This window comes from Sediminicola sp. 1XM1-17, assembly GCF_037203765.1.
In the GTDB taxonomy this organism is placed as follows: Bacteria; Bacteroidota; Bacteroidia; order Flavobacteriales; family Flavobacteriaceae; genus Sediminicola.
In genome coordinates this window covers 145599-162368 of record NZ_JBBCAS010000004.1, presented here as the reverse complement: position 1 = coordinate 162368, position 16770 = coordinate 145599, and the positions used below count along the sequence as shown (strand labels likewise).

At 44.3% G+C, this 16770-nt stretch carries 10 protein-coding genes; 8 read left to right on the top strand and 2 right to left on the bottom strand.

The window, feature by feature from the left end:
- Nucleotides 1-47: 47 nt before the first annotated feature.
- The 8 genes from WAA86_RS07815 to WAA86_RS07780 all read left to right on the top strand — a co-directional run bounded on the left by WAA86_RS07815 (nucleotide 48) and on the right by WAA86_RS07780 (nucleotide 15207).
- Nucleotides 48-2240: a histidine kinase gene (locus tag WAA86_RS07815; protein WP_337300441.1), complete on the top strand. Its 2193-nt coding sequence runs from the start codon at nucleotides 48-50 to the stop codon at nucleotides 2238-2240.
- Nucleotides 2240-2971: a LytR/AlgR family response regulator transcription factor gene (locus tag WAA86_RS07810; RefSeq protein WP_337300440.1), complete on the top strand. Its 732-nt coding sequence runs from the start codon at nucleotides 2240-2242 to the stop codon at nucleotides 2969-2971. The genes WAA86_RS07815 and WAA86_RS07810 overlap by 1 nt, the downstream gene beginning before the upstream one ends.
- Nucleotides 2972-2999: 28 nt before the next feature.
- Nucleotides 3000-3515 carry a gamma carbonic anhydrase family protein gene (locus WAA86_RS07805; protein WP_337300439.1) on the top strand — a complete coding sequence of 172 codons (516 nt, stop codon included), beginning with the start codon at nucleotides 3000-3002 and terminating at the stop codon, nucleotides 3513-3515.
- Nucleotides 3516-3675: 160 nt separating this feature from the next.
- Nucleotides 3676-4560 (top strand): ACP S-malonyltransferase, encoded by an 885-nt coding sequence (gene fabD / locus WAA86_RS07800; RefSeq protein WP_337300438.1) that lies wholly within the window; start codon nucleotides 3676-3678, stop codon nucleotides 4558-4560.
- A 120-nt stretch (nucleotides 4561-4680) separates the two neighbouring features.
- The gene (locus WAA86_RS07795) at nucleotides 4681-7170 is read left to right on the top strand and encodes a gliding motility-associated C-terminal domain-containing protein (protein WP_337300437.1); all 2490 of its coding nucleotides are present in this window, start codon (nucleotides 4681-4683) and stop codon (nucleotides 7168-7170) included.
- Nucleotides 7171-7362: 192 nt separating this feature from the next.
- Nucleotides 7363-12270 carry a Calx-beta domain-containing protein gene (locus WAA86_RS07790; RefSeq protein ID WP_337300436.1) on the top strand — a complete coding sequence of 1636 codons (4908 nt, stop codon included), beginning with the start codon at nucleotides 7363-7365 and terminating at the stop codon, nucleotides 12268-12270.
- An 8-nt stretch (nucleotides 12271-12278) separates the two neighbouring features.
- Nucleotides 12279-13265: a PorP/SprF family type IX secretion system membrane protein gene (locus tag WAA86_RS07785; protein WP_337300435.1), complete on the top strand. Its 987-nt coding sequence runs from the start codon at nucleotides 12279-12281 to the stop codon at nucleotides 13263-13265.
- A gap of 13 nt (nucleotides 13266-13278) precedes the next feature.
- Nucleotides 13279-15207, top strand: a complete 1929-nt coding sequence (locus WAA86_RS07780) for an OmpA family protein (RefSeq protein WP_337300434.1) — start codon at nucleotides 13279-13281, stop codon at nucleotides 15205-15207.
- Here WAA86_RS07780 and WAA86_RS07775 read toward each other — a convergent pair whose 3' ends face one another.
- Nucleotides 15208-15399, bottom strand: coding sequence for a hypothetical protein (locus WAA86_RS07775; protein ID WP_337300433.1), 192 nt, complete (start codon nucleotides 15397-15399; stop codon nucleotides 15208-15210).
- A gap of 103 nt (nucleotides 15400-15502) precedes the next feature.
- Entirely contained in the window at nucleotides 15503-16756 is a 1254-nt protein-coding gene (locus WAA86_RS07770) for an NRAMP family divalent metal transporter (RefSeq protein ID WP_337300432.1), read from the bottom strand.
- Nucleotides 16757-16770: the final 14 nt, after the last annotated feature.

Here is a 16770-nt window from a genome sequence, read left to right as displayed (position 1 = left end):
TTTAGTATCACTTAAATCAGTTAAGTTTAGCACAATCAATAATCCACATGCCCAAAAGAAAATATATAGTAGTCCTGTTGCTTTTTTGTTTTGCCACGGTGATATCACAGGTAAAACCAAAGGGAAATACTTTTGACTTACAAGGCACTGTGGTTGGAAAAGAAAATAATACTCCGATCAGTGGGGTGAGTGTGACCAACGGAAAAGGTAGCTATACGACCACCAATGGCCTTGGGGAGTTTAAACTTAAGGTTGCTATTGGCGATCGGTTGGTCATTGAAGGTTCAGATTTCCAGACCTTGTATTATATGGTCAAAAATCAGGAGGAATTAAAGGTTCTGGTGGAAGGTTATGTTCCTGGTAGCTCTGGTGGCGACCGATCCAATCCAAAGGTTACCCATCAGATGTTGTTGGATTCTGCTCTGCGATACAAGAAGACCAACATTGATATTAGTTTGGATTTTATAACGAAATCCATTTTGAAATTGGGGTCTAGGGGGGACAAGGGGAAAATGGCCGAGTCATTGAGTGCCTTGGGCGAAATTTATCATTATCATAAGCAATATGATCTGGCGATTGCCAATTACCTGGATGCCCTTAGGAACAATAGGACCATTAAAACAGAAATTTTATTGGGAAAATCCTATCTCATGAACAGAGATTATGATAATGCCGAAAGGATCTTTCTCGCTTTGGTCAAAGGTGGGGATATGATCCCTTACCAGAAGGTAGAGATTTACGAAGGATTGGGTGATGCACAAATGGGTCTAGGGAATATTATGGATGCCCTAAAGAATTACAATAGGGGATTACAGTTGGCCAAGCAGAATTTGATCACGCCAAAAATGACCGATCTCAATTCTAAAATAGGCACAGCCTATGCGCAGGATAATAAAATGGAACAAGCTGAAGAATTTTATGACAGTTCCTTAAAATTGGCAAGTAAGCAGGCGCCTCAGCGTGCCGTACAGGAAAAGGAGAAGGTGGCGGACTTTTATAATCAAAAAAGTCAATATTCGGAAGAAATTGAATTGCGCAAAAAGAGTTTGGATGAACTCAATAGGATTCCCAAATCCAAGGTCGCCAAAAATAAACCGTCAACAATGGTAGATACCATTACTACCCAACGCATCAATTACAAGATTGCCAATGCGTATATCGCCCAAGATAAACTTAGTGAGGCTATTCCCTATCTGCAACAAAGTATAAAAGAGGCCGATGCCGACGACGATTTGGTGGTGCAAAAAGATGCCACTCGGAAATTATCAGAATTGTACAAATATACAGGGGAGTATTCCAAAGCCTTGGAAACCTACCAGCAATATGTTTCGGTTGTGGATACCCTGTACGTCCGTAAAGAACAGGAACTCTCAAGGGCGGCACGATTTAATCGGGAAATAGCGGCCAAACAGAGCAGAATATCAGGATTGGAACAGGAGCGGCAGCTATCACAGAGTAAATACGATCTTGCGCTTACGGAGCAAGAGCTGATTGCCGAAAGCAATAAAAGGCAGATATGGATCATTTATTCCCTGGTCTTGGGATTATTGCTGATGGGTTTGGTGGTGTTTTTCTTCTACCGGAGCAATAGGCAACAAAAATTGGCCAACAATTTATTGGCCCTAAAATCACTTCGTTCCCAGATGAACCCCCATTTTATTTTCAATGCCCTCAACTCGGTCAATAATTATATTGCCAAAAGTGATGAACGAAGTGCCAATAGGTTTTTGAGTGATTTTTCAACCTTGATGAGATCGGTATTGGAAAATTCAGAGGAGGATTTTATTCCCTTGACCAAAGAGTTGGATTTGTTGGAGCTCTATGTAAAATTGGAGCACAGTAGATTTCCCGATAAGTTTGAGTACCAGCTTCATGTGGATGATCGAATAGAGATCGACAAATTCCAAATTCCTCCGATGCTGCTCCAGCCTTATATCGAGAATGCCATATGGCATGGTCTTCGTTATAAAGAGGACAAGGGTTTTTTGAAAATTGAATTACAGGAAAAAGGACATAACGAGATCCTGATCACAATTTCTGATGATGGTATTGGCAGAAAAAAATCTGGGGAACTAAAAACCCCCAATCAATTGAAACAGCGATCCAAAGGAATGGGCAATATCAAAAAACGGATTGCCATCCTGAACGATATGTACAAGGATAGGGTGGCCGTAACAATTTCTGACCTACGTGAGGATGAAACGGGAACCAAGGTAGAACTGATCTTAAAAAAGGAATAATGGGGCTAACAGCATTGATCATAGAAGACGAAGCCAATAGCCGGGAAATTTTAAGAAATTACCTGGCAAAATATTGTAAAAATGTAAACGTACTTGGAGAAGCGGCAACCATCAAGGATGGGTTGGTCTTGTTGGAGAAAAACAATCCCGACATCGTATTCTTGGATGTGGAAATGCCCTATGGCAATGCCTTTGATTTATTGGACCAATTGCCAAATAGGACTTTTGAGACTATTTTTGTGACGGCTTACAATCAGTACGCCATGGATGCCCTAAACCAGCATGCTGCCTACTATTTGATGAAGCCCATAGATATCGATGAATTGGTAAAGGCAGTTGCCTATGTTGCGGAGGTAAAGGAACGCGAAAATGCTTTGGAGGATAAAATCCTGACACCGGTACTGAATAGAGTCAAAGGAAAAATTACCCTTCCACAGCAAGACGGATTTCAGGTACTGAACGTGGCCGATATTTTGTACTGCAAGGCCGACGATAATTACACAGAGATCTATCTGGAAGACCAGCGGTTGGTGGTCAGCAAGACCTTAAAATATTTTGAAGATGCACTGTCAGGTTTTGCCTTTGCCCGCATTCATAAATCCTATCTGGTCAATGTCAATGAGGTTGTCAAGTACAGGAAGGGCAAGGGAGGGAGTGTTGTGATTTCCAACGGAAAGGAATTATTGGTGGCCGCTTCCAGAAAGCAGCAACTTTTATCGTATTTTGAATAGAGCAATAAGATTAATTAAAAATTAAAAGATGGTCATTAAAACGGTTAATGGTAAAACCCCGGTAATAGGAGAAGATTGTTATATCGCTGATAACGCAACCATTGTAGGGGATGTAACCATGGGCAGTCAATGCAGTATTTGGTTCAATGCGGTTTTGCGAGGAGATGTGAACTTTATAAAAATGGGGGATAAGGTCAATGTACAGGATGGGGCGGTAATTCACTGTACCTATTTAAAGGCGGCCACCACTATTGGCAGTAATGTTTCCATAGGACACAATGCCCTGGTTCACGGTTGTACCATTCATGATAATGTGCTTATTGGTATGGGCAGCATAGTGATGGATGATTGTGTTGTGGAAAGCAATAGTATTATAGCTGCGGGAGCTGTGCTTACCAAAGGTACACACGTGCCTGCCGGTAGTATATTTGCAGGAATGCCGGCAAAAAAAATAAAGGACATCAGTCCGGAATTGAGCTCTGGTGAAATTGATAGGATTGCCAATGCCTATGTGAAATATTCCAGTTGGTTCAAAGAGGAATAATAAGGGATACTGGGTTTCTTGAAAGGGATACGGGATTGTAGAAATCGTAATGGAACCATTTTTCGGGCAGTTTTTTGCCCATAAGATTCATTAGAACTGCCCAAATACTTCCCATTAATACAAATAATCTTATTTTTGTTTCAACTTAAATTTAAATGAAATGAACGCGTATATATTTCCAGGTCAGGGAGCACAATTTGTAGGAATGGGATTAGATCTTTATGAAAAGTATCCCTTGGCCCAGGAGCTTTTTGAAAAGGCCAATACCATTTTGGGGTTCTCCATAACAGATATTATGTTCCAAGGAACTGCGGAAGATTTGAAGGAGACCAAGGTAACACAGCCTGCGATATTTTTACATTCTGTAATATTGAGCAAAGTGCTGGGAGATGGTTTTAAGCCCGATATGGTAGCAGGTCATTCCTTGGGAGAGTTTTCAGCCTTGGTGGCCAATGGGGTCTTGACATTTGAAGACGGATTGAAATTGGTTTCCCAACGTGCTATGGCCATGCAAAAGGCCTGCGAGCTGCAACCAAGTACCATGGCGGCCGTTTTAGGTTTGGATGATGCTGTTGTAGAACAAATTTGTTCGGAAATAGAAGGTGTGGTGGTACCCGCAAATTATAACTGCCCAGGACAATTGGTGATTTCCGGAGAAGTGGAAGCTATCAATACGGCCTGTGAAAAACTAAAGGAAGCTGGCGCCCGTAGGGCACTGGTATTGCCTGTAGGAGGGGCATTTCATTCCCCTTTGATGGAACCAGCCAGGGAAGAATTGGCAGCGGCTATTGAAAACACGAAATTCAGTGCGCCAACCTGTCCGATTTACCAGAATGTGACCACTACGGCAGTAACCGATGCGGAAGAAATTAAAAAGAATCTTATTTCCCAATTGACAGCTCCTGTAAAATGGACCCAAAGTGTACAAAACATGGTAAAAGATGGGGCCACCCTATTTACAGAAGTGGGTCCAGGGAAAGTATTGCAGGGATTGGTGAAAAAAATACATGGAGAAGCGGAAACAATGTCCGCTGAACTGTCCTAATTTATCTGTAAAATACCTAGTAATGGATTGAGCTAAATCTTTCATGGATTGAGGGTGGCTCAATCCATTTTTTTTGACTTGCTTTGGGTTGTAAATAACCAATCCATCTTTAGGCAAAATATGAAGACAAACTACTTAGTCCCCTCTACTTTTAAGCCTATAACGTATCGTTCAAAATTTAGGGCAGTGATGGCCTGTGTGTTATTCATATCAGTCTTTTGTGGTTATGGTCAAAAGGGAATTAGTGTGACTCCCAAGACATTGACAACCATTGAGGGTGGTTCTTCGGTAGAATTTAAGGTTGTCCTGAACTCCCGACCCTCGGATGATGTAGAGTTGTTTCTTGTTTCGGAAGATTTGACCGAAGGGACCTTGTCCCGGAGCAAGCTTACTTTTAAGAGGTCCAATTGGGATGACGAAAGGACGGTAAGGGTTAATCCTGTGGATGACGTGGCCTTTGATGGGCCTATTACATATAATATTGTTATTGGAATAGATGAGGATACAGAGGACGAGGATTATCTAGAACTCGATGATATCAAGATTCAGGTCACCAATGAAGATAATGAAGCGGCATCCACATCCAATATTTCCATAGATGATGTTGTGGTGAATGAAAATGGGGGAGCGGCAGTATTTACGGTAACACTTACCGGAAATTCCGTGGAAAATTTTACGGTAGATTTTACTACCTCAAATGGAACCGCCGAAGCGGGACAGGACTATACACGTACCAGTGGGACCATTGGTTTCACGGGAGAAAGTGGCCAGCGAAGAACCATCTCCGTCCCAATAATCAATAATTCCCTTGTAGAGGAAGATGAAGATTTTAAGATGACCTTGAGTAAGGTGAGCAACGCGGCAGTAGGTATTAGCGATGATACCGGTCTAGCCACCATTGTGGATGATGACGATTGTCCGGCCGGCGATATGGCCCCGGTATTGGACCCCGCTGTGGATACTGTTTTCTGTAATGCCATCAACCAGGACCTGAACGATTATGTGAATACTATTCCTTCCGGACTTTCCTTGGTATGGAGTAGGGTCTCGGATCCCTTTAATGGTTCCGGGCGGCTCAATAATACCGTTGTGACCACTGCGGCTACCTATTTTGGATTTTATTTTGATTCGGCAAACAACTGCTATAGTCCACCAGCGACCTTGGAGCTGGAACTCAATTTTTCACCTGAGATTACTGTGGGAAATTCGCAACCGATCTGTGGAGCGGGGACTGTTAGTCTAAACGTTACGGTGAGCGAAGATGCGACCATAAGGTGGTACCGTTCACAGACAGGTTCTACCATTTTGGCACAAGGGTCATCCTATATGCCTAGCGTGAGCGAGACTACTGTTTTTTATGTAGAGGCTGCGGCCAATGGCTGTACTTCTGAAAGGGTGGCAGTTACCGCAACAGTTTTAGAAGAGCCAAATGCGGGTGTCGCAACGAATAGAACGGTCTGTAGTGGGGCTTCAGGAGGACAGACCACCTTGGATCTGGATAATACACTTACTGGGGCAGACCCAGGTAGATGGACCATTGCAACAGATCCTTCCGGATCTATAAGGATAGGGTCTGGGAATGTTGTCAATTTTGAGGGCTTGGCCAATGGTGATTATGTATTTACCTATACCACTACTGGGGCTCAAGCACCTTGTGCCGACAATTCTGTTTCCGTGACCATTGCGGTAACGACTTGCGCCGTGGATTCGGATAATGACGGACTCTTTGATGTGAGCGAAAATACCTTGGGCACGGACCCCAACAATCCCGATACGGATGGCGATGGTATCAATGACGGCGTGGAAGTGGGTGATAATATCAATAGCCCATTGGATGAAGACGGTGACGGCATCATTGATGCCTTGGAGTCCAATACCATAGATTCCGATAGCGATGGAGTTATGGACCAATTGGACCCTGCCAATGAAGACCCCTGTATCCCAAATATTTCTGAAGCTTGTGGAGTTGACCTTCAGCTCGTAAAGACCGTGGACAATGCCAATCCTACCGTAGGAAGACAGGTGACCTTTACCATCACCCTGACCAACCTGAGTCAGTTTACGGTCGCGGAGGTGGTCATCAACGAACTTATAGACTCTTCCCTAGGGTTTCAGTATGTGTCCCATGCGGCCTCCAATGGTATCTATGATGAAGTAGCTGGAAGGTGGGAGCTGATGTCGGTGGCCCCTGAAGAATTAAGTACATTGACTATCACGGCAACGGTTCCCAGAGAGGGAACCTTCCAGAATATAGCTTCTCTGGTGAGTTCCTCCCCAGCGGATGTTAATAATGCCAATAATGTGGGCACGGCCATGGTAGAGGTTTCACCGCGATCCAGCGATGATCCTGGCTATGTGTTTAATCAGTTCTCTCCCAATGGTGATGGAATCAATGATATATTGATCATCAACGATATTGAAATCTATCCAAACAATACCTTGGAAATATTCGACCGAAATGGAAACCAGGTCGTATCCGTCAAGGGCTACAATAACAGTTGGAAAGGGGACGGAGATAATGGCAAATTACCTAAGGGGACTTATTTCTATGTGTTGAATCTGGGTGACGGTTCCCAAGCGATAAAAGGATGGATACAGCTCATGAGATAGATCTATTTGAGGTTTCAAATTGAATGAAAAATTGGCAGTCCTGCTTTTTGTTGCAATTTATCTGATATTTGCTGATTTAACCTTGATAGTTAGACTGTAGGCGACTTTTTTCGTAATATTACACCCCCTATTTTTTGCAAGAATTCAGCTTGATATGGATTCGAATTTAGCAGGGTTTTTAGGATAAAAGCTATGATATTAGAAAATTTATATACTTACTACCTCAAGAGTATAAAAAATAACAGTTTAAGCAGGATTGTCCTAGTTGGTGTATTTTTAATTTTTGGATTACATGGATATGGACAGGTTCCGACGGTTTCTATTATCCAAAATGGTAATGGCCAAGAGGCTGGTCCAACACCTACTAGTTTTACAGTTTCGGTGGCTCCAGGTGCTGCAGTTGACGGAAGTGTAGATGTATTTTACGCTGTGCTTGGATCGAGTACTGCAACGGCCGGTGATGATTATACGGCACTATCCGGTTCCATTACCGTTGGATATACTGTAGCTGGGGGAGGATCAGAAGACATTTTGGTGACCGTTTTGGACGACGTCCTTGTAGAAGGCAATGAAACAATAGTGGTTGAACTTTCAGCTGACCCTTCATATACCGTTGCGGCCTCCCCGAACAATACTGCAACGGTAACCATTGAAGACAATGACTCCTATATAGCCTCGATCAATGCTACCGATGATGCTTCTTCGGAGGCAGGAGCAGATCCAGGGACCTTTACAATTAGCCTGAACACACCAAATGCCACGGGATCTCCCATAGTGGTGAACTATACCATAGATGGTAGCGCAGGGAATACTGCTGATTACGCCACCATTGGTACCAGCGTATCCATAGCGAACGGGGCAAGCACCGGGACCGTGACCATAACTCCTGTTGACGATGCCTTGGTGGAGGGCAACGAGACGGTTATACTGACCCTTGCTTCAGGAACTGGATATGTGGTCGCTGCCTCGCCGAACAATACGGACACGGTTAACATCACCGATAATGACACCTACACGGCCTCCATAGCGGCCACTGATGACACGGCCACCGAGGAGAGTTCCACAACGGGGATTTTCACGGTAAGCCTAAACACACCTAATGCCACGGGATCTCCCATAGTGGTGAACTATTCCATAGATGGTAGCGCAGGGAATACTGCTGATTACGCCACCATTGGTACCAGCGTATCCATAGCGAACGGGGCAAGCTCCGGGACCGTGACCATAACTCCTGTTGACGATGCCTTGGTGGAGGGCAACGAGACGGTTGTACTGACCCTTGCTTCGGGAACTGGATATGTGGTCGCTGCCTCGCCGAACAATACGGACACGGTTAACATCACCGATAATGACTCCTACACGGCCTCCATAGCGGCCACTGATGACACGGCCACTGAGGCGAGTTCCACAACGGGGATTTTCACGGTAAGCCTGAACACACCAAATGCCACGGGATCTCCCATAGTGGTGAACTATTCCATAGGCGGTAGCGCAGGGAATACTGCTGATTACGCCACCATTGGTACCAGCGTATCCATAGCGAACGGGGCAAGCTCCGGGACCGTGACCATAACTCCTGTTGACGATGCCTTGGTGGAGGGCAACGAGACGGTTGTACTGACCCTTGCTTCAGGAACTGGATATGTGGTCGCTGCCTCGCCGAACAATACGGACACGGTTAACATCACCGATAATGACTCCTATATAGCCTCGATCAATGCTACCGATGATGCTTCTTCGGAGGCAGGAGCAGATCCAGGAACCTTTACAATTAACCTGAACACACCTAATGCCACGGGATCTCCCATAGTGGTGAACTATTCCATAGGCGGTAGCGCAGGGAATACTGCTGATTACGCCACCATTGGTACCAGCGTATCCATAGCGAACGGGGCAAGCACCGGGACCGTGACCATAACTCCTGTTGACGATGCCTTGGTGGAGGGCAACGAGACGGTTATACTGACCCTTGCTTCAGGAACTGGATATGTGGTCGCTGCCTCGCCGAACAATACGGACACGGTTAACATCACCGATAATGACACCTACACGGCCTCCATAGTGGCTACTGATGACACGGCCACCGAGGCGAGTTCCACAACGGGAACTTTCACGGTAAGCCTAAGTACCGCTAACACTACTGGTGTCCCCATCATTGTAAATTATTCAATTTCGGGGAGTGCAACGAATACAACAGACTATGGAACATTAAGTGGAAGCGTATCTATACCTAATGCTGCTAGTAGTGCAGTAGTTGTGATAAGTCCGGTGAACGATGTTCTTGTGGAGGGCGCCGAAATAGTGACCCTGACCCTAGCTGCGGGCAGCGGTTATGCAGTGGCTGCCTCCCCCAACAACACAGCCACGGTTACCATCGAAGACAATGATAATTACATAGCCACCATTTCAGCTACAGATGCCACCGCTTCGGAAGCTGGCCCTACAACGGGCACATTCACAATCAGTCTAAATACAACCAACATCAGTGGTTCTCCAATTACAGTGAATTATAACGTTAGTGGTAGTGCTGATTCGGGTACAGATTTTAATGCATTGTCCGGCTCTGTGACCATACCCAATGGTGCCCAGACCAGTACGGTGACATTGAATCCTTTGGATGATTCCTTGGTGGAAGGTACGGAATCGGTAACCTTGACCATAGTGGCTGGCACAGGTTATACTATAGGTGCCTCCTCAAATTCCACCGTAAATATCTCCGATAACGACACAGCGAGTATTGCAATTAACTCAGCTACCGTTACGGTGAACGAAGCAGCGGGTTCCGTGTCCTTCATTGTGACACTAACGGGTAATGTGCCAAGCGGATTTACGGTAGATTATGCCACTTCCGACCAATCGGCAAGTGCAGGTTCGGATTATACGGAAACCAATGGCACTTTAAATTTTACAGGGACCAATGGGCAAAATCGTACCATTACAGTCCCGATTCTGAATGATATTTTTGTAGAACCCAGTGAAACATTCATTGTTACCTTGAGCAATGTGAACGGTTCAGGAACAATCAATATTACCAATAATACCGGTACAGCCAGTATAGTGGATAACGACTCTGCCAATCTAACTATTGGGGATGTGGTGGTAAACGAGAATACTGGACCAGCCATCTTTACGGTAACCTTGACTGGTAATGCTGCGGGCAGTTTTACCGTAGATTACGCAACATCCAATGGTAGTGCAATAGCTGGACAAGACTATGCTGCTACTAGTGGGACTCTCAATTTTACGGGTGCCAGTGGGGAAAGCAGGACCATTTCGGTACCCATCAACAATGATGGTGCCGTAGAACAGGATGAGGATTTTACGGTGACCTTGAGCAATGTGAGCAATATCTTGGTCTTCTTGGGAGATGCAACAGGTATCGGAACAATTGTTGACGATGAGGTCTGTCCGGCCGGCAATACTGCTCCCCCTTTGGATCCTGCGGTGGACACCATTTTCTGTGATTCCATCAACCAGGACCTGAACGAATATGTAAATAATATTCCTTCCGGACTAACCTTGGTCTGGAGCAGGGTCTCTGATCCCTATAATGTATCCGGAAGGCTCAACAATACGGTGGTGACCATCGCGGCAACCTATTTCGGATTTTACTATGATTCGGCAAACGACTGCTATAGTCCAGCTGCTACCTTGGAGTTGGAGCTCAATTTTTCGCCGGAAATTTCCGTGGAAGATCCAGAACCTATTTGTGAGGGAGGTACCGTAGACCTGAACGTTACGGTCAGCGAGGAAGCAACTATCAGATGGTTCGATTCCGAGACTGGAACAACCATCTTGGCGGAGGGAGCAACTTTTTCGCCAAATGTAAGCAGCACCACAGTCTTTTATGTGGAGGCCTCGGCCAACGACTGTACCTCTGCAAGGGTACCGGTCACAGTAACCGTTTTTGAACAGCCCAATGCAGGTACCGCCACGGACATTGGTTCTTGTAGCGTGGCTGCGGGCGGACCTACCACTTTGGATCTGGACGATACGTTGACCGGTGCTGATCCGGGAACATGGACCATTGATACGGACCCATCGGGATCATTGGTCATAGGTGCCAATAACATTGTGGATTTTGAAGGTCTCGCCAATGGTGATTATGTTTTCACCTATACTACAACGGGGGCTGAAGCTCCCTGTTCTAATGAATCTGTCTCGGTCACCGTTACGGTCGTTTCATGTACGGTAGATTCCGATAACGATGGGCTATTGGACGGTACGGAGAATACCTTGGGTACAGACCCCAACAATCCCGATTCGGATGGTGATGGTATTGAGGACGGTGTGGAAGTAGGTGATGACACGGCCAATCCCTTGGACGAAGATGGGGATGGAATCATTGATGCCTTGGATTCCAATTCCATGGACTCCGATAGTGACGGGGTGGTAGACCAATTGGATCCTGCCAATGACGATGCCTGTATCCCAAATATTTCTGCAGCCTGTAGGATTGATCTTCAGCTGGAGAAGACGGTAGATAACGCCAGTCCAACCGAAGGAAGACAGGTAATATTCACCGTCACCCTGACCAACCTGAGCCAGATCACCGTTGCAAATGTGGTCATCAACGAACTGATAGACTCTTCCCTTGGGTTTCAGTATGTATCCCATGTGGCCTCCAATGGCATCTATGATGAAGTAGCAGGGAGGTGGGAACTAATGTCGGTGGCCCCTGAAGAGGTAAGTACATTAACAATTACGGTTACGGTTCCCAGAGAGGGTACCTTCCAGAATATAGCTTCTCTGGTGAGTTCCTCCCCAGAGGATGGTAATACTGCCAACAATGTGGGGACGGCCACGGTAGAAGTTGCACCGCGATCCAGCGATGAGCCCGGTTTTATCTTCAACCAATTCTCTCCCAATGGCGATGGGATCAATGATATTTTGATCATCAACGATATTGAAACCTATCCGAACAATACTTTGGAAATATACGACCGTTACGGGAACCAAGTCCTATCGATCACAGGATACGATAATAGCTGGACAGGTGAAGGTGACAATGGGGAATTGCCCAAAGGGACCTATTTCTATATTCTAGACCTAGGGGAGGGTTCTGAAGTGAGAAAAGGATGGATCCAAATCATAAGATAAATAGCAATATGTTTTACAGCAAACGCAAAATGGGGAACAGAAATATTTTATTTTGTTGCATAGTAGTATTGATGGCAACCTTTGAGGTAGTTGCGCAAAAGGAGCCGCAATACACCCAGTACATGTATAATATAGGTAGTTTTAACCCTGCCTATGTGGGTACCGTGGAAAAGACAGAAATTGCAGGTCTCTACAGGGCTCAATGGATCGATATTGAAGGAGCGCCCAGAACCATGCGCTTTGGAATGAACATTCCTTTGGCCAATGAGAAAAATGGAATCGGCTTCAATGTGATAAACGATCAATTGGGACCATCCACACAGACCTTTGTAGACTTGGCCTATTCTTTTCAGGTTCAGTTTTCAAATGATACCAAACTCTCTTTTGGATTGGATGCCGGGGGTTCGTTTTTGAACGTGGATTTTTCCAAGGGTAATTTCGAAAATCCCAATGAACCGTTATTGGACCAATCGACGATCAACAAATTTTATCCCACCATTGGTGCGGGAGCATTTTTATATGCCGATAACTGGTATACCGGATTGTCCGTGCCCAATTTCCTGACCAATGGAATATATGATGAGGAAGTGGCTACCGTGGTAGATGACAAGTTGCAATTTAATTTAATTGGGGGTTATATATTTGATTTGTCGGAGGGACTGAAATTCAAGCCGGCATTTTTGGTAAACTACCTGAAGGGAGCACCTGTGAATATCAACGTATCCACCAATTTTTTGATCAGCGATGTATTTACGCTAGGCGCCTCATATAGAGTGGACAATGCCGTCAGCGGTCTGGCCGGCTTTCAAATATCCAGTAGTGCATTTTTGGGTTACTCCTATGATTACAACACCAATAGCTTGGGAGAGTACAACAGCGGGTCCCATGAAGTAATCCTAAAGTTCTATTTAGGGTCAGGTGACGGAAGTAAAAGGGATAGAAATAAAAATGCCAAGGGCAAATCAAAGCAAATAGACACCCCTAGATTCTTTTAAAAAGTAACGAAACATGAAATTGAGAGCACTTTTAGTTTTCTTATTATTGGCAACAATAACCACGGCGCAAGATAAAAGATCGAAGGCAGATGATCTGTTTTTTAGTTATTCCTATAAGGCAGCTATCAAACAGTATCAGGTAGAGATGCGCAGAAATAAGCTGAACAAGCAACAATATTTGAACTTGGCGGATGCTTATTTCAAAACTGGTGACTATAAAAGGTCCGGTGAGCTCTATATGGACATTTTCAAGAAAGATACCACCATGTCCAACTCGTATTTCAATAAGATGCTTCAATCCATGTCCAAGACTGAAGGAAGGGAAAGGATCAGTACCTTTTTGGAAACAAGAAAAAAATCGTTCCCCGAAGAAATTCTCGAAAATTATGATTTCAACAGAGAGCTTTTAAAAGCTCAACCCGAAAGTGGAATCGAAGTTTTGAATATTCAGACCAATAGTCCCCAAGCAGATTTTTCGCCTACATTTTATGATGATCGTATCCTTTTTACGAGTGCCAGAAATGAGAATATCAAAGAAAAATATGCCCCATCAGGAGAATCCTACATGGATATCATGATTGGACGTATAGAAAAAGATGGCGATGTTTTGGTATCACATTCTTTTGACAAAATTCCGGAAACCATATTCCATGAGGCCACACCATACTATGCCAAGGAGTTGAAAAGTATATTTTATATCCTTTCCAATGCCAATGGTGATGCACTTTCTTTTGACGAGAATGGAAAAAATGCGTTGTCCATAGGAATGGTAGATCAAAATGGGGCATTCAGATTCTTGTTGCGGGACCTGAGCAAATCATTTTACTATCCATTTTTTGAGTCTACAACGGGTAAGTTATATTTTGCAGCAAACTTTCCCGAGGGCTATGGTGGAACAGATATCTATTTTGTGTACACCAATAATGGGCAGATCATGTCGTCCCCAATTAATTTGGGTCCAAGGATCAATACGGCCGGGAATGAAATAGCGCCTTACATCTATGACAACAGTCTTTACTTTTCTTCCGATATATTTTATGGTATGGGAGGGATGGACGTTTACAAATCCAACATCAGGGGCAATGAGGAATTCAGCATCCCTGTCAACCTGGGAAGTGGCATTAATTCTGCTTCGGACGACTTCGGTTTGATCATAAGGGAAAAGGCGTCCCAAGGTCTTATGGGGTATTTTGCTTCCAATCGGGCAGGTGGTAAGGGAAATGACGATATCTATTCCTTTACTAGCAGTGCTTCCCTTGGACTAAAAACTTTTGCCATTAAGGGGAAGGTGTTCAATCTGGCAACAAACCAAGGGGTCGAAAAGGCTCAGGTGCGTTTGTTGGATAAGGATGGATCCTTAATCAAGGAGATATATGCCAATGCGGACGGTAATTATGCTGTAGAGGTACCTTTTCAAAAGATAATACGTGTAGAGGCATCCAACGACAGACATTCTACCTATGCCGTAACCTTTCGTGACAAGGAGCTGGACAGTTTGCAGCAAGATGTATTCGATATCGGTATCATAGCCTTGGAGGATATGGTAGAGGAGAAAGAAAATCAGACGGTATTAAAACTTAAAAAGTTTTATTTTGGCAAGGGTAGGAGTACAATAACCCCGGAAATAGCCATGGAGCTGAACAAGGTAGTGGATGCCGTGACCAAGTTTCCCAAACTTCAATTGCGCATTGCCACATATACGGACAGTAGGGGGAGTAACAGCTATAACCTTAGATTGTCGCAAGATCGATCTGATGCCATCAAGAAGTACCTGCTAGAGAAAGGAGTGTCCAATGAAAACATCCTGTTTTCGGTAGGTTTTGGGGAGGAGAAGATTACAAATAATTGTACCAACGGTGTGTTCTGTTTGGATATGTTGCACCAACAGAACGAAAGAACCTTGATTGTAGTCTTGAACTACAATACTATGCTTAAGGAGTAATTATTTGGCCAGGTTACAAGTTTCGCAGTCCTTTACTTTTCCGTAATAGGTCTCGCGATATTTGTGCAAAGTACGCACTGGGATACCCAAAATTGCTTTTTTGATATAGGTCACCTTGGTATAGAAGTTACCCATTTTTTTGGTGTACCTTTTTTCGTTTTTGGTCTTTCTTATGATGCTAATCAATCTCATACTATCGCTCTTTAGGGTGTAAAGGTCTTGAATTCAGACGAATATTTCAAGTTTTCTATGTTAACTCTTGATTAAAATATAGATTTTACGTTCTACGGTCAGGTTAAAATAGTATCATCCAACAGTAATAAATGGCAAAAAAACTGAGAAATACGATGCCCAAATAGGTCAATAGCCTTAATCCTCTACCGGGCTGTGCCGCTACTGGCAAATCCTTGCTCATCACATTTTTAAGATTCATATATCCAATGATAGGGGCAAGGACAAAAGAAACAAATGTGGCCAAAGCCACCAACTGCCCCATGTTGCCGCTAAAAACGGTAATCACCACAAAGTTGATCATAGACAACACAATGATGGCCAGGGAAAACTGTATTTTGGTGGCTTTGGTCTTAGCTTTCGGGGACAATAGACCAATGATGTCCAAACTTACCCTTGCCAGTGCGTCATGGGCGGTCATACAGGTACTGAACATGGTTGCAAAGGCAGCAACGGCAATAAAAACATAGGTCCATTGTCCAATGTGGGTTGTGAACATTTGTATCAATTGGTCGGAAAAAGCTACAGCATTGCCACTTATTTCGGTATTGGTGCCATAAAGGGTCATCCAACCTATGACCATAAAGAATATGGCTAGGAGTCCGGTTAAAAAATAACCCACATTAAATTCTTGAATAGCTTCCTGTAGGGATAATTTGCTATGGGTCATTTTAAATTTTTCAATGGTCCAAAGGCTGATCCAGCTAGAGGCTTCAACCGCGGTTGGCATCCATCCTACAAGGCCAATTAGGAACAATATGCCTACTTCGTTAAAGATGGGCAGGGGCACAAAAGTCTCATCGGCGGGCACATTGCCTTTTAAAATGACCAAGGTGGTGGTCACGATCAAGGCTATAAAAAGGATGGTCACCACAAATTTAAGGGATGTTTCCAGAAACTTGTATTTACCGATAATCAGAAGAATGCTGATAAATACAAACAGTCCCAGGGCCACCCAACTCACCGATGCATTATTGATTTTGAACAGGTTGATGAACAGTCCGGAGGTGACCACATAAAGTGTGGCCAAAATGGTGAATGTAGAAACCAGGGTGATCAGGGCGTAGAACCACAAGTAACCTTTTCCTCTGTTAAGATAGCCTTCAATCAGTGTTTTGTTGGTGACGTTGGTATAGCGTACCCCAAATTCAAAGAAGGGATATTTTAGTACATTGGCAAGGATGATGGGGATCACCATGAGCCAACCATATTGGGCACCGGCTTTGGTAGATAATACTAAATGGGAGGTACCAATGGCCATACTGGCAAAAAGAAGGCCTGGACCAAGGTTTTTAAGGAGGATCTTTAATCTGGACATTTGGTTGTGGTTGG

Coding starts and splice junctions, on each gene's coding strand:
- WAA86_RS07815 (WP_337300441.1), top strand. CDS start 48: ATGCCCAAAAGAAAATATATAGTAGTCCTGTTGCTTTTTTGTTTTGCC.
- WAA86_RS07810 (WP_337300440.1), top strand. CDS start 2,240: ATGGGGCTAACAGCATTGATCATAGAAGACGAAGCCAATAGCCGGGAA.
- WAA86_RS07805 (WP_337300439.1), top strand. CDS start 3,000: ATGGTCATTAAAACGGTTAATGGTAAAACCCCGGTAATAGGAGAAGAT.
- fabD (WP_337300438.1), top strand. CDS start 3,676: ATGAACGCGTATATATTTCCAGGTCAGGGAGCACAATTTGTAGGAATG.
- WAA86_RS07795 (WP_337300437.1), top strand. CDS start 4,681: ATGAAGACAAACTACTTAGTCCCCTCTACTTTTAAGCCTATAACGTAT.
- WAA86_RS07790 (WP_337300436.1), top strand. CDS start 7,363: ATGATATTAGAAAATTTATATACTTACTACCTCAAGAGTATAAAAAAT.
- WAA86_RS07785 (WP_337300435.1), top strand. CDS start 12,279: ATGTTTTACAGCAAACGCAAAATGGGGAACAGAAATATTTTATTTTGT.
- WAA86_RS07780 (WP_337300434.1), top strand. CDS start 13,279: ATGAAATTGAGAGCACTTTTAGTTTTCTTATTATTGGCAACAATAACC.
- WAA86_RS07775 (WP_337300433.1), bottom strand. CDS start 15,399: ATGAGATTGATTAGCATCATAAGAAAGACCAAAAACGAAAAAAGGTAC.
- WAA86_RS07770 (WP_337300432.1), bottom strand. CDS start 16,756: ATGTCCAGATTAAAGATCCTCCTTAAAAACCTTGGTCCAGGCCTTCTT.